Origin of the sequence: Flavobacterium lipolyticum, assembly GCF_020905335.1 — a bacterium.
Taxonomy (GTDB): domain Bacteria; phylum Bacteroidota; class Bacteroidia; order Flavobacteriales; family Flavobacteriaceae; genus Flavobacterium; species Flavobacterium lipolyticum.
In genome coordinates this window covers 3948940-3972172 of the sequence record NZ_JAJJMN010000001.1, presented here as the reverse complement: position 1 = coordinate 3972172, position 23233 = coordinate 3948940, and the positions used below count along the sequence as shown (strand labels likewise).

General features: G+C 35.6%; 17 protein-coding genes. 14 read left to right on the top strand and 3 right to left on the bottom strand.

The window, feature by feature from the left end; all coding sequences use genetic code 11:
• Positions 1 to 112: 112 nt before the first annotated feature.
• The 5 genes from LNQ34_RS16915 to LNQ34_RS16895 are packed head-to-tail and all read left to right on the top strand — an operon-like array spanning position 113 to position 3307.
• Positions 113 to 718, top strand: coding sequence for a lactate utilization protein B/C (locus LNQ34_RS16915; protein ID WP_017496525.1), 606 nt, complete (start codon positions 113 to 115; stop codon positions 716 to 718).
• A gap of 1 nt (position 719) precedes the next feature.
• Positions 720 to 1607 carry a phosphatidate cytidylyltransferase gene (locus LNQ34_RS16910; RefSeq protein ID WP_230000539.1) on the top strand — a complete coding sequence of 296 codons (888 nt, stop codon included), beginning with the start codon at positions 720 to 722 and terminating at the stop codon, positions 1605 to 1607.
• Positions 1597 to 2250: a phosphatidylserine decarboxylase family protein gene (locus LNQ34_RS16905; RefSeq protein ID WP_089077391.1), complete on the top strand. Its 654-nt coding sequence runs from the start codon at positions 1597 to 1599 to the stop codon at positions 2248 to 2250. Before LNQ34_RS16910 ends, LNQ34_RS16905 begins: the two co-directional genes overlap by 11 nt.
• Positions 2250 to 2519 (top strand): acyl-CoA-binding protein, encoded by a 270-nt coding sequence (locus LNQ34_RS16900; RefSeq protein WP_070906669.1) that lies wholly within the window; start codon positions 2250 to 2252, stop codon positions 2517 to 2519. Before LNQ34_RS16905 ends, LNQ34_RS16900 begins: the two co-directional genes overlap by 1 nt.
• 8 nt (positions 2520 to 2527) lie before the next feature.
• A complete protein-coding gene (locus tag LNQ34_RS16895) occupies positions 2528 to 3307 on the top strand; it encodes a superoxide dismutase (RefSeq protein WP_230000538.1) in 780 nt (259 codons plus the stop codon).
• Between the two features lie 149 nt (positions 3308 to 3456).
• On the opposite strand, the gene LNQ34_RS16890 is transcribed toward LNQ34_RS16895, so the two are convergent.
• A complete protein-coding gene (locus tag LNQ34_RS16890; RefSeq protein ID WP_230000537.1) occupies positions 3457 to 5328 on the bottom strand; it encodes an alpha-amylase family protein in 1872 nt (623 codons plus the stop codon).
• Positions 5329 to 5658: 330 nt separating this feature from the next.
• Between LNQ34_RS16890 and LNQ34_RS16885 the strand changes: the two genes are divergently transcribed.
• From LNQ34_RS16885 to LNQ34_RS16860, 6 genes are all read left to right on the top strand, one after another.
• Positions 5659 to 7329 (top strand): OstA-like protein, encoded by a 1671-nt coding sequence (locus tag LNQ34_RS16885; RefSeq protein ID WP_230000536.1) that lies wholly within the window; start codon positions 5659 to 5661, stop codon positions 7327 to 7329.
• A gap of 85 nt (positions 7330 to 7414) precedes the next feature.
• Entirely contained in the window at positions 7415 to 8611 is a 1197-nt protein-coding gene (locus LNQ34_RS16880; RefSeq protein WP_089077395.1) for an aspartate aminotransferase family protein, read from the top strand.
• A gap of 208 nt (positions 8612 to 8819) precedes the next feature.
• The gene (locus tag LNQ34_RS16875; protein WP_202703627.1) at positions 8820 to 10217 is read left to right on the top strand and encodes a tetratricopeptide repeat protein; all 1398 of its coding nucleotides are present in this window, start codon (positions 8820 to 8822) and stop codon (positions 10215 to 10217) included.
• Entirely contained in the window at positions 10217 to 10966 is a 750-nt protein-coding gene (locus LNQ34_RS16870; RefSeq protein WP_202703626.1) for a shikimate dehydrogenase family protein, read from the top strand. Before LNQ34_RS16875 ends, LNQ34_RS16870 begins: the two co-directional genes overlap by 1 nt.
• Positions 10967 to 11318: 352 nt before the next feature.
• Positions 11319 to 13310, top strand: coding sequence for a DUF349 domain-containing protein (locus LNQ34_RS16865; RefSeq protein ID WP_230000535.1), 1992 nt, complete (start codon positions 11319 to 11321; stop codon positions 13308 to 13310).
• 402 nt (positions 13311 to 13712) lie between these two features.
• Entirely contained in the window at positions 13713 to 14132 is a 420-nt protein-coding gene (locus LNQ34_RS16860) for an OsmC family protein (protein ID WP_202703624.1), read from the top strand.
• Positions 14133 to 14303: 171 nt separating this feature from the next.
• On the opposite strand, the gene LNQ34_RS16855 is transcribed toward LNQ34_RS16860, so the two are convergent.
• Positions 14304 to 15572 carry a tetratricopeptide repeat protein gene (locus LNQ34_RS16855; RefSeq protein ID WP_202703623.1) on the bottom strand — a complete coding sequence of 423 codons (1269 nt, stop codon included), beginning with the start codon at positions 15570 to 15572 and terminating at the stop codon, positions 14304 to 14306.
• A 43-nt stretch (positions 15573 to 15615) separates the two neighbouring features.
• Positions 15616 to 18264: a DNA gyrase subunit A gene (gyrA, locus tag LNQ34_RS16850; RefSeq protein WP_202703622.1), complete on the bottom strand. Its 2649-nt coding sequence runs from the start codon at positions 18262 to 18264 to the stop codon at positions 15616 to 15618.
• Between the two features lie 257 nt (positions 18265 to 18521).
• Between gyrA and LNQ34_RS16845 the strand changes: the two genes are divergently transcribed.
• The 3 genes from LNQ34_RS16845 to LNQ34_RS16835 all read left to right on the top strand — a co-directional run bounded on the left by LNQ34_RS16845 (position 18522) and on the right by LNQ34_RS16835 (position 23210).
• Entirely contained in the window at positions 18522 to 21068 is a 2547-nt protein-coding gene (locus tag LNQ34_RS16845; RefSeq protein ID WP_230000534.1) for an ATP-dependent Clp protease ATP-binding subunit, read from the top strand.
• 140 nt (positions 21069 to 21208) lie between these two features.
• Positions 21209 to 22576: a 30S ribosomal protein S6--L-glutamate ligase gene (gene rimK / locus LNQ34_RS16840; protein WP_230000533.1), complete on the top strand. Its 1368-nt coding sequence runs from the start codon at positions 21209 to 21211 to the stop codon at positions 22574 to 22576.
• Between the two features lie 118 nt (positions 22577 to 22694).
• Positions 22695 to 23210 carry a DUF421 domain-containing protein gene (locus tag LNQ34_RS16835; RefSeq protein WP_202703843.1) on the top strand — a complete coding sequence of 172 codons (516 nt, stop codon included), beginning with the start codon at positions 22695 to 22697 and terminating at the stop codon, positions 23208 to 23210.
• The last annotated feature ends 23 nt before the right edge of the window (positions 23211 to 23233 follow it).

Genomic DNA, 23233 nt, shown 5'->3' with positions numbered 1-23233 from the left:
AATTCAATAAATATGTAATATTTTTTAAAATCTTAATTCAAAACACCCTTTTGAATTAAGATTTTTTTATCTTTGAACGTTTTCAATTAACATGTAAAGTATTTCATATAAAATGAATTTTTTCAAAAAAATATTTGGCTCCAGTGAGCCAGCTTCTGATGAAGAACATGAAAGTGAATACGGGGCAAACCAAGCTCCTGACAGTCATTTATCTATCGATGAAAGATTCATTTTTAATTTCAAAAAAAATGGAGGTAAGTTCTTGTATTGCGAAAACAAACAGGAGGTTGCAGAACAATTTGAAAACATTTTAGAAGAAAACGACTGGTTCGAAAACGAAGTTTTGTGTTATGAACCTGCTCTTTTTAGTTTGCTTGAAGAAAATAAACTCCTTTATCTTTCGCCAAGGAATCCAAAATTTTTACTTGCCACTTGTGAGAATCTGATTGCTGACGAAGGTTCTATTTTATTCTCATCTAAACAAATCAGACAGGACAAACCAAACGAATTACCTGCAAACATTGTTATTATTGCTACAACAAGTCAGATACTTTCCATCAAAAGCGATGGTTTAAGCGCGATCAAACGCAAATACGAAAGAGACTACCCTACTAATATTACCACAATAAAATATTTCGAAAAAGCAAAAGAAGAAGATTTTACGCAATACGGAAGTGTTGCCAAAAACTTGTATTTATTGCTCTTAGAAGATCTTTAAGATGAACGAAACACTCAAGAGAACCATTTCTGGTGCTGTTTATATCGCTTTATTACTAACTTCTATTCTGTTTTCTACCGAAAGCTTTATTATTCTTTTTGGCATCTTTCTGATTATCGCCACATATGAATTCTGTAATTTAGTCGGGATCAATAAAATTTTTTCAATTTTATTTGTTTCCCTGTTTTATAGCGCAGTCGCTTTAATCAGTTTTTATAAAACGGAAACTGAAAACTATATCAGTAAAACATTTAAAGAGAATATTATAATTACTGTGGATACCGAAAAGCTTTTTTCGGCACTGCTTATCATTACCTTAATTGTATCCGTAAAATGTATTGTATTTTTATTTGATGACACACAAATCATCAGCAAAACATCCAAATACGTTTATTTACTTGGATATGTAACACTCCCTTTTCTTTTCATCACTAAAATTTCATTTGGTATCAAGGATTACAATCCAAAAATCATCATTGGATTATTTGTTTTAATCTGGACCAATGACACCTTTGCCTATTTAGTTGGAAAGTCAATGGGAAAACATAAATTGTTTGAACGTATTTCACCTAAAAAAACAATTGAAGGTTTCCTTGGCGGAGTAGTTTTTGCTGCCTTTGCCGGATTTTTAATTTCCAAACTATACATACAGCCAAAAGCAGATTTTAGCACTAAATCTATTCTTATCTGGATGATTATTGCTTTAATCGTTAGCATCTTCGGAACTATTGGGGATTTAATTGAATCCAAATTCAAAAGAGTTGCCGGAGTAAAAGACAGCGGTTCCATTATGCCGGGTCACGGAGGTGTATTAGATCGACTAGATAGTGTTATATTTGTAGCACCAATTATATTTTTATTTTATCAAATTTTATATTATGTTTCATAAAGAAGGAGGCCCATCCATTTTGTTAGGTACTGTTTTCGCAGTAGCTGTACTTTTAATTGCTGAAAAATTCATTGATATCAATTGGCTAAGAATATTAGTTCAGCTAGCTGGTTTATTAGTATTAATTATCATTCTGCAATTTTTTAGAAATCCAAAAAGAATCGCAATCAGAAACAGCGATCACATTCTTGCTCCTGTAGACGGGAAAGTTGTGGTTATTGAAGAAGTTTATGAAGGAGAATTTTTTAAAGACAAACGTCTTCAGGTATCTATCTTCATGTCACCAATTAATGTACACGTAACGCGTTACGCAATGGATGGTATCATCAAATTTAGTAAATACCACCCTGGAAAGTTTTTAGTTGCCTGGCATCCAAAAGCAAGCGAAGAAAACGAAAGAACAACGGTTGTAATCGAAAATGAAACTTTTGGACAGGTATTGTACAGACAAATTGCAGGAGCTTTGGCGCGTAGAATTGTAAATTACGCTAAAGAAGGAATGCAGGTTGTTCAAGGAACAGATGCCGGATTTATAAAATTTGGTTCAAGAGTAGATTTATTTTTACCTTTAGGTACTCCAATCAATGTAGTATTAAACCAAAAAGCAATTGGTGGAAAAACCATCATCGCTACAAAAGCTTAATGACTGAAAAAGATTTAGATACTCGTTTTTCAGAGGCCGTTGAGACCGCTTTAAAAATGACTCAGGCTACACTGCCACAAGACGTGCAGTTGAGACTCTATGCCTATTACAAACAAGCAACTTTTGGAACAGCAGTTTACAATCAATCGGATAATTTTGATTTACGAAATGCTTTCAAAACAAATGCCTGGATGCAAATAAGTCATCTTACAGCTGAGGAAGCCAAAGAAAACTATATTGCAATCATTAATTCACTAACATCAAAATAACTAACATTATGAAGAAAAACATTGTTCGTTTTAGCATTTTGGCTTCATTCTTTCTATTATTTTCATGTAATGACAATAAGTTAACCGAAGTTGTAGAGGTTCCTTTGCCTACAAAAGAAGAAAAAATCACCATTGGATCTCCAAATGATGTAAAAGCAGACCCAGGTTCTTTTGAACTGACAAAACTGCCCTTTTCTTATGATGCTTTGGCTCCTGCCATAAGAACTCTTACTCTGGAAACACATTATTCAAAACATTATTTAACTTATACCAACAATTTCAACAAAGAAATTGTAAATACGGAGTTTGAAAATCTGCCTATAGAAGATATTCTTAAAAAAATGGACCTTAGCAATGCCAAGCTTCGTCAAAATGCAGGTGGATACTACAATCATACGCTTTATTTTAATATTCTAACACCAAAAGAACAAACTCCAAAAGATACTTTAGCAGGTTCGATCAATAAAGAGTTTGGTTCTTTAAGCAATCTAACCAGCCAGTTCAAAGGTCAGGCAACCAAACAATTCGGATCCGGATGGGTTTGGCTGATTGTCGACAGAGCCGGAAAACTTCAAATAACAACTACGGAAAATCAGGACAATCCTTTAATGAAAAACGCCCTGATTCCCGGAACTCCTATTTTAGGAATTGATCTTTGGGAACATGCTTACTATCTGGATTACCAAAACAGAAAAGGGAGTTATATTGATGCTTTTTATCAGCATATTAACTGGGAAAAAGTAAACGAAAATTACATCGAAGCTTTGAAAAAAGTCAAAAAAGTATAAATCATAAAAAAGCTGATACTACATTTTAAGTATCAGCTTTTTTTATCTATTTGCTTTTACCCTTTCAGGGTAATAATCACTTTTAATTTTTCTCATAGTGCGTTGCACCATGCTTTCAGGCTTTCAGCCCTTTAAGCAGATGTCTACAATTACTTTAATTCAAAAATAAATGACTCCGAAGGCATTATTTTCACCCTCACCACTCCTTCACCATTATTTACTTTTAATTGCACAATACTCTTCTCGTACAATTCATCTTTAAGATGGTAAACTCCATCTCTTAAGTTCCATTTTGAAATAATATCCGAAGGAATTTTCAAATCAAACTCACTTGTTTTTTCCGAAGAAAAATTAGTCACGATGATCAGTTTTTGATGCTCTGACCAACGTACATACGAATAAATTAAATCGTCGTAGCCTCTATTATTTTGACGATTTACACTTTGAATTTCCTGAAAACTCCCCATTAAAGCAGGGCTTTTAAGGCAAAAATTTAGCAATTTCTTATAAAAATCACGCAGCTTCTTTTCTGAATCTGAAAGCTGCCCGCCATCAAACTTCCCTTCATTCATCCAACGTTGATGATTTGGTACTCCAATATAATCAAATATCGATGTTCTGGAACGCGTTCCAAAACCGGCATTCTCATTCGCTGCCTCACCTACTTCCTGTCCAAAGTAAACCATAGTTGGAGCCGTACTAATTGTCGCAGAAACCACCATTAACGGCTTCCCACGTTCGGGAGTTCCTGCAAACTCAGAGCTAGCTAATCGCTGCTCATCATGATTGTCTAAAAAATGCAACATATTGTGCTCAATATCTTCCATTCCTTTCTGAATATCCGATAATCCATCTGGCAGTGATTTTCCGCGAATAATATCTTTCAGCTTATCATAAGTTTCTACTTTATCATAGAGATAGTCCATTTTTCCCAAACGAATATAATTACGATATTCCTTTGGATTGTAAACTTCAGCCAATAAAAAGGTATTTGGATTTTTCATCTTAATTGCCGAATTCATATAACTCCAAAATTCGTAGGGTACCATCTCCGCCATATCATAACGGAAACCATCTACCCCTTTGTCAATCCAATACAAAGCAATAGACCTGAACTTTTTCCAGGAATCCGGAACGTCTTTGTCCTGCCAAAAAGCAAAATGTTCCTGATACGATTTTTGATCAAATCCCGCAGGAAGTTCCATAAAATCCTTTGATCCGTCAGGACGAATTCCATAATTTACTTTCACCGTTTCATACCAGTCGTTTTGGTCGGGTTTCGCTTTTCGAGAACCGTTTCCAGTCCATTTTGCAGGATCTTCATTAAATACCCCGTCTACAAGTGCATTTTTTTCTCCATTTAACGGAATATCTCCACTCGGTATTTCAAAATGATTGTTTGGGATATAGTAAAAATTGTTATCCCGTTTATATTCCATATTCACATCATCATCGGCTCCAAAATCTCTTACTCCTGCCGGGTTACTTTTACCTTCATATTTTCTTGCAATATGATTGGGTACAATATCAATAATCAGCTTTAGTCCGGCTTTGTGCGTACGCCCTATTAACGCTTCAAACTCCTGTAATCTGTTTGCCGGATTCACCGCTAAATCGGGATTTACATTGTAATAATCTTTTACAGCATACGGAGATCCTGCACGGCCTTTTACCACTTCCGGATCATCATCTGAAATTCCATACGCCTTATAATCGCCCACCAATGCATGATGCGGAACACCTGTATACCAAATATGGGTAACGCCTAAATCCTTAATCTCCTGCAGCGCTTTGTTCGTAAAATCATTCAATTTTCCAACACCATTTTCCTCGATCGTCCCCCACGGCTTATTAGTGGTATTTTTATTTCCAAACAAACGCGTAAAAACCTGATAGACCACAATTTTAGCATCCTTACGAGTCTCTTCTTTACTTGTATTCATTTTTAGATCTTTGGTTTTACAGGCCGAAAATAGCAGAACCACAGCAAGTCCCGCAACAAAAAAATTCTTATTTATCATATTTTCTTTATAATCTGATTGATCTCCAAATCGGAAATAACATTCCTGATTCTGAAAACCATTTTCTAAATTTAGACTAATTTTTAAATTCACGGAAACCTAAAAATCTTTTTTGTTTGGATAGAAGTACAAAATCATCAACTACAACGTAAGAGTACTCCGTTTTGTTGATAAATTAAACTCAAAACCAAATGAACATTTTTTATCAAATTGATTTAGAATTTTTCATTAAAACCTATCCATCCATTCAAAAAATCCGTATTAATAAATTAATCTTAATATCCATAAAGGTTATAACCTTTTTCATAAATTTGACAAAAAATTAATCCATTGAAGAAATTACTATTTTTCATATCCTTTTGTTTGCTTTTTTTAAGCATACAAGATCTTTTTGCTCAAAAACCTAAAACAATAATTGTTGAAAATGCTGATTTTCAAGAAATCAACGAAAACGAAATCCCGGGTGCTTTACTGCTTACCGGAAATGTAAAAGTGAATCATGACGGGGTTGTACTGACCTGTAATAAAGCTTATTTCTTTCAAAAAGAAAATTATCTTAAAGCTTTTGGAAATGTGCAATTGGTACAAGGTGACACCTTATTTCTAAACAGTAAATATGCCGAATACAGTGGTAATGTAAAAAAAGCTTTTGCGACCGGTGACGCAGTCATGAGTTCACCTGATGCAACTTTAAGTACGGATACAATAAACTTTGACCGAAATATTCAGCAGGTATTTTACAACACCAAAGGAACTATCATCAACAAAGACAATACATTGGTTAGTAAATCAGGAAGGTATTTTGTGGCCGAGAAAAAGTTTCAATTCCTGACTGCGGTTACGATTACCAATCCAAAATATGTGATCAAATCCAATCATTTAGATTACTATAGCAATTCAGGACACTCCTATTTACTTGGCCCTTCAACGATTACCAGTAAATCCAATTATATTTACACGGAAAGGGGTTTTTATGATACCAAGAAGAATCTTGCACATTTTTTACGGAAATCTTACATCAAATATGATGATCGCCTCATAGAAGGGGACAGTTTATACTATAATCGAAATATTGAATTTGCCTCTGCCACCCGAAATGTAAAAATCACGGACTCCATCAATCGTGGCATCGTAAAAGGCCATTATGCTGAGATTTACAAGCTCAAAGATTCGATGTTTGTCACCAAAAGAGCCGTAGCCATTAATCTGGTTGAAAAAGATTCAGTTTATATTCACGGAAAAAAACTGATGGTTACCGGAAAAGAAGGGGAACGAATTCTAAGAGCTTACAACAATGTACGTTTTTACAAAATAGACATGAGCGGAAAATGTGATTCTATTCATTCCAATTCCAAGACTGCTTTGACAAAACTAATTGGCAACCCGATTCTTTGGAATGGAGAAAGCCAAATCACAGGAGATGTCATGCATCTTATTGGTGACAAAAACACCAAAAAGCTGGACTCTTTAAAAGTCCTCAACAACACCTTTATAGTCTCGCGGGATACCCTCGGAACCGGCTATAATCAGGTCAAGGGACTCAATTTATTTGGAAAATTCAGGGAAGGAAAACTACATGATGTCGACGTTATCAAAAACACCGAGGTAATCTACTACATGCGAAATGATGACAATGAGCTAATTGGAATCAATAAAAATGTAAGCAGTAAAATCAATCTGATTATCGAAAATAACGATATTGAAACCATCACATTTTTCAACAAAGTCGACGGTGACGTATATCCCGAAGCCGATTTACCTGAAAACGCCCGTAAATTAAAAGGCTTGCGCTGGCGCGGCGACGAACGAATAAAGTCGAAAGACGATATCTTTACAGCCGAAGACAATGAAATGAACGATAAATTAATCCAGGAGGGAAAAGACGAAGAGGCTAAAGATAAAAATGTACCTCTAAAAGTAAGGAAAGAAACCTTGGATTACGACAAAAAGAAACCCACAGTGAAGACCACCACAAACGCTAAGAGTAAGACTAAAAAATAGTTTTCAGTTTTCAGTCTCAGTTCTCAGTAGATAAAAACTGCGACTGCGACTAAAAACTGCGACTAAACTCAGAACCTCAAAAAAAATGAATCCAGATTTTATAAAATACCAGGCACAAACTTCACCATACCCATTGGGAATGGAGGTTTCACATGCCATTGGCTCGTACATTTACGACACTAACGATAAAAAATACTTAGATTTTGTAGCAGGTGTCTCTGCTTGTACACTTGGGCACCAGCACCCGAGGGTCAATCAGGCTATCAAAGATCAATTGGACAAGTATTCGCACGTGATGGTTTATGGCGAATACTCACAAAGTCCCGCTGTCGAATATTGCAAACTCATGGCTTCACTCCTGCCTGAATCACTAAGCAAAACTTACCTGGTAAATTCAGGAACAGAAGCGATAGAAGGAGCTCTGAAGTTAGCCAAACGAGCAACAGGCCGCAGTCAGCTTATTTCGTGTCATAATGCTTATCATGGCAATACTATGGGATCTATGAGTGTTATGGGCTTTGAAGAGCGCAAACAGGCCTTCAGACCGCTTCTTCCCGATGTTGATTTCATCACCTTTAACAACGAAGAAGATTTACAAAAGATAACGACCAGAACTGCTGCTATACTTTTAGAAACTATTCAGGGTGGTGCCGGATTTATTGAACCTCATGACAATTTTCTGCAAAAAGTCAGAAAACGCTGTGACGAAGTTGGCGCTATGATGATCGTTGACGAAATCCAACCTGGTTTTGGGAGAACCGGAAAACTATTTGGTTTTCAAACCTATGATGTTATTCCCGACATTGTAGTTATGGGAAAAGGTATGGGTGGCGGAATGCCGGTAGGCGCTTTTACAGCATCGGCAGAAAAAATGGATCTGTTAACCGAAAATCCTAAATTGGGGCATATCACTACTTTCGGAGGTCATCCTGTCATTGCGTCAGCATGTCTGGCTACTTTGCAGGAATTAACTGAAACAAATCTAATGGAAGAGACCTTAGAGAAAGAAAAACTCTTCCGATCGCTTTTGGTACATCCTTTGATAAAGGAAGTTAGAGGAAAAGGATTAATGCTTGCCGCCATGACCGAAACTGCCGAAATTACCAATCAGGTTATTTTGAACTGTCAGGACAAAGGGCTCATTTTATTCTGGTTGCTGTTTGAAGGATGCGCGATACGAATAACACCTCCTTTAACCATTTCTGAAGAGGAAATCAAAGAAGGTTGTGCCATAATCTTAAACGTTATGGATGAAATCCTGAAAAAGGAGCAAGAAGTTTAATTAAAACAAATCAGGATAGGAAATCCCTATCAGCAGATAAAATAACAACTCCCTAATCTTCTCATAAATCAGAAGATTAGGACTAAAAACAGAATCGAAATTCTGTCCATATTGTTAATTAAATTGTTCAAAACAATTAATTTCCTTTCCCCACAGCAATAATATGGTTGCCTAAATTTATAACAGGCTAATTTCAAATAAAGACAGTATGCAATTAAGCAACGAAGAAGAAGATTATAACCTATCCCTATCCAAATTTGAGTCAATGTTAAAAACAAACAAAGTACTCTTTTTTGATTCTGAAGAATTCGAAGAAATTATTCTTCATTATTTAGACATAGGTAAGGCTAATTTAGCAAAGAAGGCCCTGAAACTTGCATTAGACCAACACCCAAAATCTACAGGCTTAAAATTAGTACAAGTAGAAATGTTGGTTTACGACGATAAATTGGAAATCGCCGAGAAACTCTTAAATGAGTTGTATGCAATCGAACCTAACAACGAGGAAATTTACATTCAGAAAGCGAATATCTGTTCTAAAAGAGATCAACACGAAAAAGCGGTAGAATTACTTAAAATTGCCTTGCAATTTACAGATGACTACGCGGACGTTTACAACTTGATTGGAATGGAATATCTTTTTATGGATAACCTTGAGATGGCAAAAGACAGTTTCATCAAATGTCTTGAAGAAGATTTAGAAGATCAGTCTGCGCTTTATAACGTGGTGTATTGTTTTGAATTTTTAGATCAAAATCAGGAAGCCATTGTTTATCTAAACGATTATATCAACAAAAATCCATACAGCGAAATTGCCTGGCATCAGCTTGGGCGTTTGCATTATGGGGTAAAAGAATACGAAAACGCTATTCGTGCTTTTGATTATGCCACACTTATCGACGATGAGTTCCTTGGTGCCTTTATGGAAAAAGCAAAAGCCTACGAGCGTTTAAAAAAATACCATGAAGCGATCGAAAGCTACAACCGCACCATTGAGTTAGACGATGCAACTTCCTATGCTTTACTACGCATTGGAAAATGCTACGAAAAACTAGGAAATTTGGTAAAAGCCTTGCAATATTACAATCAGACAGTACATGAAGATCCGCTTTTAGACAAAGGATGGATTGCCATTACTGACTTTCATATGCGCCAGAAAAATTTTCAAAAAGCCCTGTTCTTTGTTAATAAAGCATTAGCGATCGACAATCAGAATCGTTTGTACTGGAAGCGTTACGCTACCATCAACAAACAAATGAACTTTTTTGAAGAGGCTGAATTTGGATACAGAAAAGCAGTAGAATTTGGAGATTATGCACTGGATACCTGGTTGTTCTGGGTTGACATCCTTCAGTTCTTAGGAGAATTCGACAGTGCAATTCAAACTTTATTACAGGCAACCGAATATTTTCCGGAAGAAAACGAAATCGAATACCGATTGGCCGGATTGTATTTTATGACTCAGGACACTACTAAAGCTAAATTTCACTTAAGCAATGGTTTACGCTTAAACTTTGAGAATTACATTCTAATCGAAGATTTATTCCCGGTAGTCTGGTCAAAGAAAACAGTTAAAAATTACATTGAAAAACACAGAAAACAATAATGATTGATACTTTAAGAAGACGTTTTGGCTTGTTGGGCCGTAATATTAGTTACTCTTTTTCAAAAGGATATTTTACAGAAAAATTCAGTGATGAGGTTTTCGCTGGCAACAGCTACGAAAATTTTGACATCTCTGAAATTAACTATTTCACAGAATTAGTAAAAAACAATCCCGATTTGAAAGGTCTAAATGTTACGATCCCGTACAAAGAACAAGTCATTCCATTCTTAGATAAACTTTCAAAAAAAGCAACCTTAATCGGTGCCGTAAACACTATAAAATTTACCAAAAGCGGAAAATTAAAAGGATACAACACCGATTACTACGGCTTTAAAAAATCGTTAGAACCGCTGCTCGAACTTCATCATAAAAAAGCACTGATTTTGGGAACAGGAGGCGCTTCTAAGGGAGTTGCATTTGCTCTTGATGAATTAGGTATACTCTATACTTTTGTTTCAAGAGAAGCCAAAGATAATATCATCGATTACAACTTAATTAACGCTACTACTTTTGATAACTTTCAGATTATCATTAACTGTACGCCTGTTGGAACAATACCTGACACCGATGCTTGTCCTGATATTCCATATGAGTTCTTTACAGACAAACATATTGCCTACGACCTAATTTACAATCCGGCAGAAACGGAATTTTTAAAGAGAGCCAAAGAAAAAGGTGCTGTAATAAAAAATGGTTACGACATGCTTATTTTTCAGGCTGAAAAGGCATGGAAAATCTGGAATAAGTAAAAAGACTACAACAGAACATTACTTTAAATATTTTAACCCGACAAGTTTCAAAACCTGTCGGGTTAACTATTTTATACAATTACCCACTCCATTTCTCTGTTTCAAATCAAAATAAAACGAACAAAAATGCCTTCCGATATCATTTTACTTTTGAATTTCTAAAAATTCCAGCAATTCATAATTTAAATTAACTTCAAGAAATCTCCAAAAAAGCCCCTATCATATCTTTAAATTAAAGCAATAATTAAGAATTTCACTGTAAAATAACGTATAAACAAACGATTTATTTTGTAGTTAGAAACACCTTTACTATCTTTCGCTCTCTTTAAAATAAAAACCTTATACATTAAAAATGTTAGAAGAAAAGAATGATAACCTGCAAGAAGCAGACGGAAAATTAGAAATCGACATTAACGATTCTACTGAGAATAATGCAATCGAAACGGCTGATACCGATGCAGTAACCAAAAATACAATTTCGAATGATGAGATTGAATCAGAAAGTACTGTTGAAACTACCGAAGCCAATCATCAGACTGCATTAGATGCCATAACCAATTCGAATGCCGAAGAAAGTGAAGATGAGACGCTTAAAGAGCGTCATGAAATTCCTATGCAGGATTATGATACTTTTTCTTTGGATGCACTTGTTGATGAACTAAAAAAACTGATCAATACAGACAAAGTAATGTCTGTGAAAGATCACATCGAAGAAATCAAGAAGTCGTTTTTATTACAATACAATCACTTTATAGAAGAGAAAAAAGAAGAATTCAATGCTTCCAAACAAGATCCGAATGAAGAATTCGAATACCACTCTCCTTTAAAATCCAAATTCGACGAGTATTATAATGTTTTTAGAGAAAAAAGAAATGTTCATTTTAAACATTTACAAACTAATCTTAAATCAAATTTAGACAACAGACTTGCCATCGTTGAAGAGCTTAAAGAGCTTATCAATCCGCAGGAGAACATCAAGGACACCCTTAAACATTTTAATGATTTAAGAGAAAGATGGAAGAATGCAGGTGCAATTCCGAAAGACAAATACAATCACGTTTGGAACAATTACCATTTTCATGTAGAGAATTTTTACGATTACCTGCATTTAGATCGTGAGGCGAGAGATTTGGATTTCAAACACAATCTGGAACAAAAACAAAAAATAGTTGCCCGTGTTGAAGAATTGGTTGATGAAACCGACATCAGCAAGGCATTCCGTGAATTACAAGATCTACACAGAATCTGGAAAGAAGATATCGGACCGGTTTCTAAAGAACACCGTGATACGATCTGGAACAGATTTAGTGAACTGACTAAAAAAATTCACGACAAAAGAGAAGTTTTGTTCGAAAGCCAAAGAGCAAACGAACAAAATAATCTTGAAATTAAAAAAGAGATCATTGCCAAAATTGAAGTTTTAGGAACCGAGAAAGTAAACTCTCACTCTCAATGGCTGGTACAGATTCAGAAAGTAGAAGCGCTTAGAAATGAGTTTTTTGCTGCTGGTAAAGTACCTTCGGAAGTAAATGAAGAAACCTGGGCTGCGTTTAAAACTGCTGTTAGAAATTTTAATGCTTTTAAAAATTCATTTTACAAAGACATTAAAAAGGATCAAAATGACAATTTAAACAAAAAAATGGCTCTAGTAGCAAAGGCTAAAGAACTACAGGAAAGCACTGATTTTACCGCCACTACTCCAATCATGAAACAAATTCAGGAAGAGTGGAAACAAATTGGTCACGTCCCTAAAAAATATTCCGATAAAATCTGGAAAGAATTTAAAGATGCCTGCAATCACTATTTTGATAAATTAAAAGAGCATAAATCAGAGGAAAACGTTGATGAAGTAGCCGCTTTCGATAACAAAAAAGCTTATCTGGACATCTTAAGAGCTTACCAGTTAACAGGTGATCATAAAACAGATCTGGATGCCATCAAAGCACATATCGAGATTTGGAAAGGCTACGGAAAAGTACCTTTCGCAAGACGTCATATTGAAGGGAAATTCAATAAAATCTTAGATGCACTTTTCGAAAAACTAAGTCTGAGCAAAAAAGAAACCGAAATGATGCGTTTCTCCAATCGAATCGATTCGTTATCCGACAGTAACGACACTCGTAAATTAGACAATGAGAAGATCTTCTTAATGCGTAAGATTGAAGAAGTACAGAACGAAATTTTCCAATTGGAGAATAACATTCAGTTCTTTACCAATACCAAAAATGCTAAAAAAGAAAACTCAATTGTTCTTGAGGTTCGCAAAAACATCGCAATCCACAAGGAAAGCTTAGAAGTTTGGAAAGAAAAACTAAAGCAATTGCGTAACTTAAATCAGGAATAATTATCCGGTTGAGTAAAAACAAAACCAGCTAAATACAGAAACTGCAGTGAAGAAATTTATTGCAGTTTTTTTTTAACCGCAAAGCACGCAAGGTTTTTTAATATATTAGGATTTAATAAAACGCAAAGTTCGCAAAGCTTTATCTAAAAAAGGCTTTGCGAACTTTGTGTTTATCAATACAATCTAAGTAAAAAAACCTTGCGTACTTTGCGGTAAAATCCGCTCCAACATTTACCTCATTTCAACTTAAAACTTGAAACTTGAAACCTAACCCCTAAGCTTAACATTTCCAATTCAACTTCATAAAACAATTCCGTAAAATATTGATTATATTTGATAAACACATTATTTACTGACAGTCAACAAAATACCAAATAAATTATTAATTCAAATCACAACACGATGAAATTTACAAGAAAAGCACATGCCAACTGGAAAGGAACAGGTATGGAAGGAAAAGGAACCATCAGCACTCAAAGTACAACTTTAGACAATGCACAACTATCGTTTAAAACCAGATTTGCAGATGGAGTTGGAACAAATCCCGAAGAACTTATTGCTGCAGCTCATTCCGGCTGTTTTACGATGCAATTAAGCTTTTTGCTAAACGAAGGTGGCTACACAGCCGATGATCTAACCACAGAAGCCACAGTAACCTTTGAAGACGGCTCTATCACCTTAATCCATTTAGACTTAAAAGGAAAAGTACCATCCATTTCAGCAGAGGAATTTGAAAAAACAGCAACAAAAGCAAAAGAAATCTGCCCGATTTCTAAACTTTTAAATACTACCATTACATTGTCTGCTACACTAATCGCTTAAGAAAATTCCAAATTTAAAAATCCAAATTCCAATAATTTCAAGTATCATTGGAATTTGGATTTTAAAAATATTGACTTTCATGTATCCTAATAAAAAAATTCCAAACTCCAACAATGCAAGGGCATCATTGGAATTTGGAATTTTAAACTATTAAGTACTAACTCTCGTTAATTACATTTTAGCTTTCAATGCTTTTGCTTCAGCAGTCATTTCTAACGCTTTGTAAACACCTAATAACGTTTTAGAAACATCTTCGTTTTTAGGATCTAGCTCATTTGCTTTTTTAAGATAAGGAATAACTCCTCTAAAAACGTTCTCTCTTTGTGCTTTCAATACATCATAACGCTTCATATCTTTAGCAGTAGTCCCCAATTTATTCATTTCATCAATGATTGGTTTTTCAGCTTCTAATTTTAATGCTGCAAGGTTAAGATAAGCATTTGCGTAGCTTGGATTGATTTCGATTGCTTTTAAGTAATATTTCTCAGCATCTGCAGTGTTTTTTGCGTTAGCACTAATTACTCCTAAATTGAAAACTAAATCAGCATTGTTTGGGTCTTTCTGCAAAGCCTCTCCCACTAATTTTTTGTAGGTGTCATAGTCTTTAGACTCAAGATAAAGGTTCGCTTCTGTTAAGATCAAAGAAGAATCTTCCGGATTTGCTTTTCTTGCATCCGCAATCGCTTTTTTAGCATCTTCACTACGTCCTTTTTGAACTAAAATTAAAGCCAAATTTTTGTAGATTTCACCTCTTTTAGAAGGGATAGCTTCTGTTTTAGGCTTTTCGTGAGTTCCTAATTTTACAGCTAAATCTCTATCTTTAGCATTGTTAAAACCATCTTCATTACCAGAAATTTTATTTACAGCTGTAAAACTTGTTCCTTTTCCTGAATAATTTAATTTTTTTAACTCTTCGTACATTGGTAAAGCAAGGTCAAAATCCTGAGCATTTACTGCAGTAGAAGCTGCATAGTATAAATTGATTGTATCTTTTTTGTCCAACAAATAAGCGTCATACAACTTTTTAGCTCCATCAGCATGTTTACTTGCTTGAGAATCAGCAATAGCAGCATTGATCAGCTTTCCTTTAATTTCAGTAATAGAAGCCGCCGCCTGAGTAGAGAATTTAACCTTTCCTGAAGTTTTTTCAGTATCAATTAGCTTCTGATAAGTCTCAGCAGCCAAAGAAAGATTTTTCCCTTCTTCTACTTTTTTATTTGCTAAATCTAAATAAGCGTTACCTTTTACAAAATAGTATTGCGCTTGTTCAACATCTTTGGCATTTACTACCATATTTTCAGCATCTTTTAATATCGTCAGTGCTCCCTGAGCATCTCCGCTTTTTAATGCTTTTTCAGCACTCTTTATCTGATCCTTTTGAGCAAAAGTAGCTACTGAAATCAATAATGCTGACGCAAGTATTACATATTTACTTTTCATAATATTCAATTTGTGTATTTAATTTTAAGTGGTTTATTTTCTATTATTCTTCAGATTCTTCGTCATCAGAATCGCCTTCTTCTTCAGATTCTTCTTCTGTATTGTCATCCTCGTCATCCTCATCTTCAACAACACCTTCGTCTTCAAGAACTTCTAAATCCGGTTTTACTCTTTCAATAACCGATTCAATAACATTACCGTCTTCGTCTACAACAACTTCAGCAACATCATCTTTCATCACTTTTGTTACAGCAGCAATAGAATCTTTACCTTTTAAGTTAATCAATCGAACTCCTTGCGTTGCGCGACCCATTACACGTAAATCTTCAATAGCCATTCTGATCGTTAACCCGGACTTATTGATAATCATTAAATCATCCGCATCCGTTACAGCATTGATAGAGATCAACTTACCGGTTTTATCGGTAATATTAAGAGTTTTAACTCCTTTACCACCGCGATTGGTAATTCTGTACACATCTTCACCATCATCGTCCACTAATTTGGTACGTTTTCCGTATCCATTTTCAGTTACAACCAAAATTTGTGAATCGTTAACATTTTCTCTATCGATAGTTACCATACCAATTACTTCATCGGTATCGTCTTTTAAAGTAATTCCACGAACTCCCGAAGCCGTTCTTCCCATCGGACGTGTTTTGGTTTCCTCAAAACGAACCAGTTTACCTGATTTCACTGCCAAAATAATTTGGCTGTCTCCGTTGGTTAATTTTGCTTCCAGTAATTCATCTCCTTCTTTAATCGTAATGGCAGCAACACCATTCACCCTTGGTTTAGAATATTTTTCTAAAGAAGTTTTCTTCACCTGGCCTTGTTTAGTTACCATCACAAGATTATGACTATTGATATAATCTTTATCTTTTAGGTCTTGCGTACAAATGAAAGCTTTTACTTTATCATCACTTTCAATGTTTACCAGGTTCTGAATAGCTCTACCTTTTGCCGTTTTACTTCCTTCCGGAATTTCGTAAACGCGCATCCAGAAACATTTTCCTTTTTGCGTAAAGAACATCATATACTGGTGGTTAGTTGCCACGAACATGTGCTCAAGGAAATCCTGATCTCTTGTCCCGGCACTTTTTTGCCCAACTCCTCCTCTGTTCTGCGTTTTATATTCGGTAAGGTTAGTACGTTTGATATAACCTGCGTGCGAAATCGTAATGACTACATTTTCATCGGCAATTAAATCTTCGATACTCACATCTCCTCCAGCATATTCTATTATAGAACGACGATCGTCTCCGTATTTTTCACGGATTTCTTCAAGCTCTTCTTTAATTAAATTAGTTCTTAAATTTACATCGGCCAATAAGGCTTTCAAATGTTCGATTAATTTCATTAATTCTTCAAATTCAGCTCTTAACTTATCCTGTTCCAGACCTGTTAACTGACGCAAACGCATTTCTACAATGGCGCGTGCCTGAATATCTGACAAATTGAATCTTTCGATTAATTTTTCACGAGCTTCTTCGGTATTTTTAGACCCTCTAATGATTGCAATTACTTCGTCAATATTATCCGAAGCAATAATTAAACCTTCTAAAATATGTGCTCTCTCTTCGGCTTTACGCAATTCAAACTTCGTTCTGCGAACGACTACATCATGACGGTGCTCAATAAAATAATGAATCATATCTTTCAGATTCAACATCTGTGGGCGACCTTTTACCAATGCAATATTGTTTACACTGAAAGAAGATTGTAGTGATGTATACTTATATAAGGTATTTAATACTACATTTGGTGTAGCATCACGTTTTAAGATATAAACGATACGCATACCATTTCTATCCGACTCGTCACGAATATTGGCAATACCTTCAATTTTTTTATCGTTAACCAAATCAGCTGTACGCTTGATCATTTCGGCTTTATTTACCTGATACGGAATCTCGGTAACGATAATACATTCTCTTCCGTCTACTTCTTCAAAACCAACTTTAGCACGCATGACAATACGTCCTCTACCGGTTTTAAAAGCCTCACGAACTCCTTCATAACCATATATTACACCACCGGTTGGAAAATCCGGAGCTTTAATATGCGTCATTAATTCGTCAACTTCAATATCATTATTATCAAGATACGCTAAGGTACCGTTGATTACTTCGGTTAAATTGTGTGGTGGCATATTAGTTGCCATACCCACCGCAATACCTGTAGCTCCGTTTACTAATAAAGTTGGAACTCTGGTAGGCATTACTTTTGGTTCGTATAAGGTATCGTCAAAGTTCAATTGAAAGTCAACTGTTTCTTTTTCGATATCTGCCATAATATCTTCAGAGATTTTGCGCATTCTGGCCTCTGTATAACGCATTGCTGCAGGGCTATCACCATCAACAGAACCAAAGTTACCCTGACCATCCACTAATAAATATCGCATACTCCATTCCTGAGCCATACGTACCATCGCATCATATACAGAGGTATCTCCGTGCGGGTGATACTTACCCAGAACCTCTCCTACGATTCTTGCAGATTTTTTGTGGGCAGATCTTGATGTTACTCCTAAGTCATACATTCCGTAAAGAACTCTTCGATGCACTGGTTTCAAGCCATCTCTAACATCTGGAAGCGCTCTCGATACAATTACTGACATCGAATAATCGATGTAAGCTGATTTCATTTCATCTTCTATGTTAATAGGAATTAACTTTTCTCCTTCAGACATAAGTTGTTATATTAAATAATTATATTAGTTTCAAAGCGTGCCAAGATACGTTTTTTTGAAATTTTTTCAGCTATTTACCTACACTTATTTCAATGATTTATTAACAACTTTATTTTACGTTTTAGTTAATAAATTAAGCGTATTTTAACGCTTTTATTGTTATTTTTTTTGTCACTTAGCTGTCAGGAGATCCTGAAGGGTACGGTTTTTGTTTTTCAAACAGTAATTCACTAAATTTACAATACCAATTATATATTATGGATGATAATTTTTCACCAAGAGTAAAAGATGTTATTACCTACAGTAAAGAGGAAGCCTTGCGTTTGGGCCACGACTTTATTGGTACTGAGCATCTAATGCTAGGCATTTTAAGAGATGGAAACGGAAAAGCTATTCATATACTTAATAACCTTGCAGTCGATTTAGATCATTTACGCAGGAAAGTAGAAATACTGAGTCCGGCCAATCAAAGCGTTGAAGTAAATGCCGAAAAGAAAAACCTTCATCTTACGCGTCAGGCGGAAAGAGCCCTGAAGACCACTTTTCTGGAGGCTAAAGTATTTCAAAGCTCGTCAATTAGCACAGCGCACCTGCTTCTATGCATCTTACGAAACGAAAACGATCCAACAACCAAGCTATTGAATAAACTAAAAATAGATTATGACATAGCTAAAGAACAATATTTAAATATGACTCCAAACGAAGAAGAATTCTTAGAAAACTTGCCAAGAAACGAATCGTATAATGACGATTCAGGACAAGATGACAGTCTTAAAGAAAGCAGTTTTAACAATCCCGCCAATAAGTCAAACAAAAAATCCAAGACTCCGGTACTGGACAATTTTGGGAGAGATTTAACAGAAATGGCCGAGGAAGGAAAACTGGATCCGGTTGTAGGACGCGAGAAAGAAATCGAACGTGTTTCTCAAATTCTAAGCCGTAGAAAAAAGAACAACCCTCTTCTTATCGGAGAGCCCGGAGTTGGTAAATCTGCTATTGCAGAAGGTTTGGCTTTGCGTATTATACAGAAAAAAGTTTCCCGTATTCTTTTTCACAAACGCGTGGTTACACTTGACCTTGCCAGCTTAGTTGCCGGAACAAAATACCGCGGCCAGTTTGAAGAAAGAATGAAAGCCGTTATGAACGAATTGGAAAAAAACGACGATATCATTCTTTTCATTGACGAAATCCATACCATTGTAGGCGCAGGTGGAGCAACAGGTTCACTTGATGCTTCAAACATGTTCAAACCTGCTTTGGCAAGAGGCGAAATCCAATGTATTGGAGCTACAACTCTTGACGAATACCGACAATATATTGAAAAAGATGGCGCCCTTGAAAGACGTTTTCAAAAAGTAATTGTCGAACCAACTTCTGTTGAAGAAACAATTGCCATCTTAAACAATGTAAAAGACAAATACGAAGATCACCATAATGTAACTTACACTCAAGAAGCTATTGAAGCCTGTGTTAAATTAACAAACAGATATATGTCTGAGCGTTTCTTACCAGACAAAGCCATTGATGCTCTGGACGAAGCCGGATCACGTGTACACATTACCAACATTGATGTTCCGAAGCAAATCTTAGACTTGGAGCGTCAACTGGAAGAAGTTCGCGAAATGAAAAACATGGTGGTTAAAAAACAGAAATACGAAGAAGCTGCCAAACTTCGCGATGATGAAAAACGCATCGAAAAAGACCTGGCTACTGCTCAGGAACAATGGGAAGAAGACTCTAAAAACAATAGAATTCAAGTTACAGAAGACAATGTAGCCGATGTTGTTTCGATGATGACCGGAATTCCTGTAAACCGAATTGCACAGACCGAAAGTAACAAATTAGCTCAATTACCTGAGCTAATTCAGAATAAAGTAATCGGACAAAACGAAGCCGTTTTAAAAATTGCACGTTCTATTCAGCGTAACAGAGCCGGACTTAAAGATCCAAACAAACCAATTGGTTCGTTTATCTTCTTAGGCCAGACTGGAGTTGGTAAAACACAATTGGCAAAAGTATTAGCAAAAGAATTATTTGATTCAGAAGATGCGTTAATCCGTATCGATATGAGTGAATACATGGAGAAATTTGCGATCTCGCGTTTAGTTGGAGCGCCTCCGGGATACGTAGGATACGAAGAAGGTGGTCAATTGACTGAAAAAGTACGCAGAAAACCATACTGTGTAGTTCTTTTAGACGAAATCGAAAAAGCACATCCGGACGTATTCAATATGATGCTTCAGGTTTTGGACGATGGCTATTTGACGGATAGTTTAGGTCGTAAAATCGACTTTAAAAACACCATCATTATCATGACTTCTAACGTTGGAGCGCGTCAATTGAAAGATTTCGGTCAAGGTGTCGGATTCGGAACTGCTGCAAAAGTGGCTCAGGCCGATGAAAACTCAAAAAGCATTATCGAAAATGCATTGAAGAAAACTTTCGCACCTGAATTCTTAAACAGAATTGATGATGTAATCGTATTCAATGCCTTAGAAAAAGCCGATATTGACTTGATTATCGAAATTGAACTTAAAAAATTGTACAGCCGAGTTTCAGAATTAGGATACACCTTAAGTCTTACCGATAAAGCAAAAGCCTTTATTGCAGAAAAAGGTTTCGACAGACAATTTGGCGCAAGACCTCTAAAAAGAGCGATTCAGAAATATGTTGAAGATCTATTAGCCGAGGAGATCATCACTTCAAAAATACATTCTGGTGATGAAATCTTAATGGATCTTAAAGATGATTCTCAGGAACTTTCTGTAGAAATCCATAAAGCTGAAGAACCAACAAATCAATAGATTAGTTTAAATTTATAACAAGAATAACATACCCGTTACGTTTTCATAACATAACGGGTATTTTTTTTAAATAATTTGCTACCTTTAATAAAAGCAAATAGCTATTTTTGGCCATTAAATTCTATAATAAAAAACAACGTATGCTTCAAAACAAAGTCATTTTAGGTAGCGAAGAATGGTGCTCATTTCCAGAACTAGGAATCCCGACAATTAAGGCTCGTGTCGATTCCGGTGCCAAAACTTCGGCAATGCACGCTATAAACATAGCTCCTTTTATAAAAAATGATGCCAATTGGGTAAAATTCGACATTAACCCAATTCAGAATAATATTAAAACCATCATTCACTGTGAAGCTCCGTTGGTTGACAAAAGAATTGTAAAAAGTTCAAGCGGATTTAGAGAACATCGTTATGTAATTCAGACGCATTTAAAAATTGGCGATATCAAATGGCCAATTGAAATGACACTAACTAACAGGGATTCTATGGGATTCCGAATGCTTTTAGGTCGTGAAGCCATGAGCGGACGCGTATTAGTTGATCCAGAAGAAAAATATCTTTTGGGACAACCAAGTCCTGAAGCCTTAAAAGAATTGTACCAAAATTCCGAAAAAGCAACCTCCGGATTAAGAATTGGCCTTCTGGCAAGTAATCCTGAATTGTACAGCAATAAAAGAATCATGGAAGCGGGTGAAATGCGCGGACATGAAATGCATTTTTTGAACATCAAAGAATGTTATATGAAGCTGGATGCCAAAACTCCCGAAATTCATTATCGCGGTGGTAAAATACTAAACCAATTTGATGCTATAATTCCAAGAATCCGACCAAGCATTACTTTTTACGGCTGTGCTTTAACACGTCAGTTTGAAGCACTGAAGGTTTTTGTACTGAACTCTGCGTCAGCAATCACTCAATCACGTGACAAGCTTTACTCTTTGCAGCTTCTTTTAAACAGCGGAATCGATATCCCAACGACCGGATTTGCTAATTCTCCGCTCGATACTGACAATTTAATCAAGATGGTTGGAGGTTCTCCTTTAATCGTAAAATTACTGGAAGGAACTCAGGGAAAAGGAGTTGTTTTAGCTGAAACCAAAAAAGCAGCAGAAAGTGTTATCAACGCCTTTAAGAGCTTAAATGCCAATATACTTGTTCAGGAATTCATTAAAGAAGCAAACGGAAAAGATATTCGCTGTTTTGTGATCGACGGTAAAGTGGTAGCCGCAATACAGCGTGAAGCGATGCCAGGTGAATTCCGGGCTAATATCCATTTGGGAGGAACCGCATCTGTCATAAAAGTAACTGCTGAAGAGAAAAAAATAGCCATAAAAGCCGCAAAAGCTATGGACTTAAAAGTAGCAGGTGTTGACATTATTCGTTCTTCTAAAGGGCCATTATTACTTGAAGTAAACTCTTCTCCGGGACTTGAAGGAATTGAAGGCGCCACCAACAAAGATGTAGCAGGCGAAATGATTAAAGCGATTGAAAAGAACTTTAAATTATAATCGATTCTTTTTCAGTAAAAATATTCATTTAGACCTAATGTCTAAGCATTAATTTAGCAACTTTGTTGAGGTTTTACTTTGACAAAGTTTTTTTTTTAATTCAAATCATAACGAAATGATGCTATCTCCCTATTTAGATATTATCTTAAGAAGTCTCTCCGTCTATTTTTTCATGACTATCGCTTTGAGAATCTTTGGAAAAAAAGAGCTTTCACAATTGAATACAGCCGATATTATTCTGATTTTATTAATTAGTAATTCCGTTCAAAATGCCATGGTTGGCCCGGACACTAGTCTTTGGGGAGGCTTAGTTGCTGCATTGGCATTATTTATCATCAACTACATCATCAAAAAACTAACACACAAATACAAAGGTCTCAGCAATTTACTACTGGATAAACCTGAAATCCTGATTCATAATGGAGAATTGGATTTTAAAATTTTGAGCAAACTAGACATTTCGCACGAAGAATTAAAAGAAGCGGCGCGCGAACATGGCCTAGAGCATTTAACTGATGTAAAGCTTGCTATGCTTGAAATTGACGGCACCATTAGCATTATTTCAAAAGACAAACAGAATCTTAAACAAACACATTACAAGCGAAAACACAATAGAAAGAATTTACAAAAATAACCCCTACCATACTTACATCTGTC

Coding starts and splice junctions, on each gene's coding strand:
- LNQ34_RS16915 (WP_017496525.1), top strand. CDS start 113: ATGAATTTTTTCAAAAAAATATTTGGCTCCAGTGAGCCAGCTTCTGAT.
- LNQ34_RS16910 (WP_230000539.1), top strand. CDS start 720: ATGAACGAAACACTCAAGAGAACCATTTCTGGTGCTGTTTATATCGCT.
- LNQ34_RS16905 (WP_089077391.1), top strand. CDS start 1,597: ATGTTTCATAAAGAAGGAGGCCCATCCATTTTGTTAGGTACTGTTTTC.
- LNQ34_RS16900 (WP_070906669.1), top strand. CDS start 2,250: ATGACTGAAAAAGATTTAGATACTCGTTTTTCAGAGGCCGTTGAGACC.
- LNQ34_RS16895 (WP_230000538.1), top strand. CDS start 2,528: ATGAAGAAAAACATTGTTCGTTTTAGCATTTTGGCTTCATTCTTTCTA.
- LNQ34_RS16890 (WP_230000537.1), bottom strand. CDS start 5,328: ATGATAAATAAGAATTTTTTTGTTGCGGGACTTGCTGTGGTTCTGCTA.
- LNQ34_RS16880 (WP_089077395.1), top strand. CDS start 7,415: ATGAATCCAGATTTTATAAAATACCAGGCACAAACTTCACCATACCCA.
- LNQ34_RS16875 (WP_202703627.1), top strand. CDS start 8,820: ATGCAATTAAGCAACGAAGAAGAAGATTATAACCTATCCCTATCCAAA.
- LNQ34_RS16870 (WP_202703626.1), top strand. CDS start 10,217: ATGATTGATACTTTAAGAAGACGTTTTGGCTTGTTGGGCCGTAATATT.
- LNQ34_RS16865 (WP_230000535.1), top strand. CDS start 11,319: ATGTTAGAAGAAAAGAATGATAACCTGCAAGAAGCAGACGGAAAATTA.
- LNQ34_RS16860 (WP_202703624.1), top strand. CDS start 13,713: ATGAAATTTACAAGAAAAGCACATGCCAACTGGAAAGGAACAGGTATG.
- LNQ34_RS16855 (WP_202703623.1), bottom strand. CDS start 15,572: ATGAAAAGTAAATATGTAATACTTGCGTCAGCATTATTGATTTCAGTA.
- gyrA (WP_202703622.1), bottom strand. CDS start 18,264: ATGTCTGAAGGAGAAAAGTTAATTCCTATTAACATAGAAGATGAAATG.
- LNQ34_RS16845 (WP_230000534.1), top strand. CDS start 18,522: ATGGATGATAATTTTTCACCAAGAGTAAAAGATGTTATTACCTACAGT.
- rimK (WP_230000533.1), top strand. CDS start 21,209: ATGCTTCAAAACAAAGTCATTTTAGGTAGCGAAGAATGGTGCTCATTT.
- LNQ34_RS16835 (WP_202703843.1), top strand. CDS start 22,695: ATGCTATCTCCCTATTTAGATATTATCTTAAGAAGTCTCTCCGTCTAT.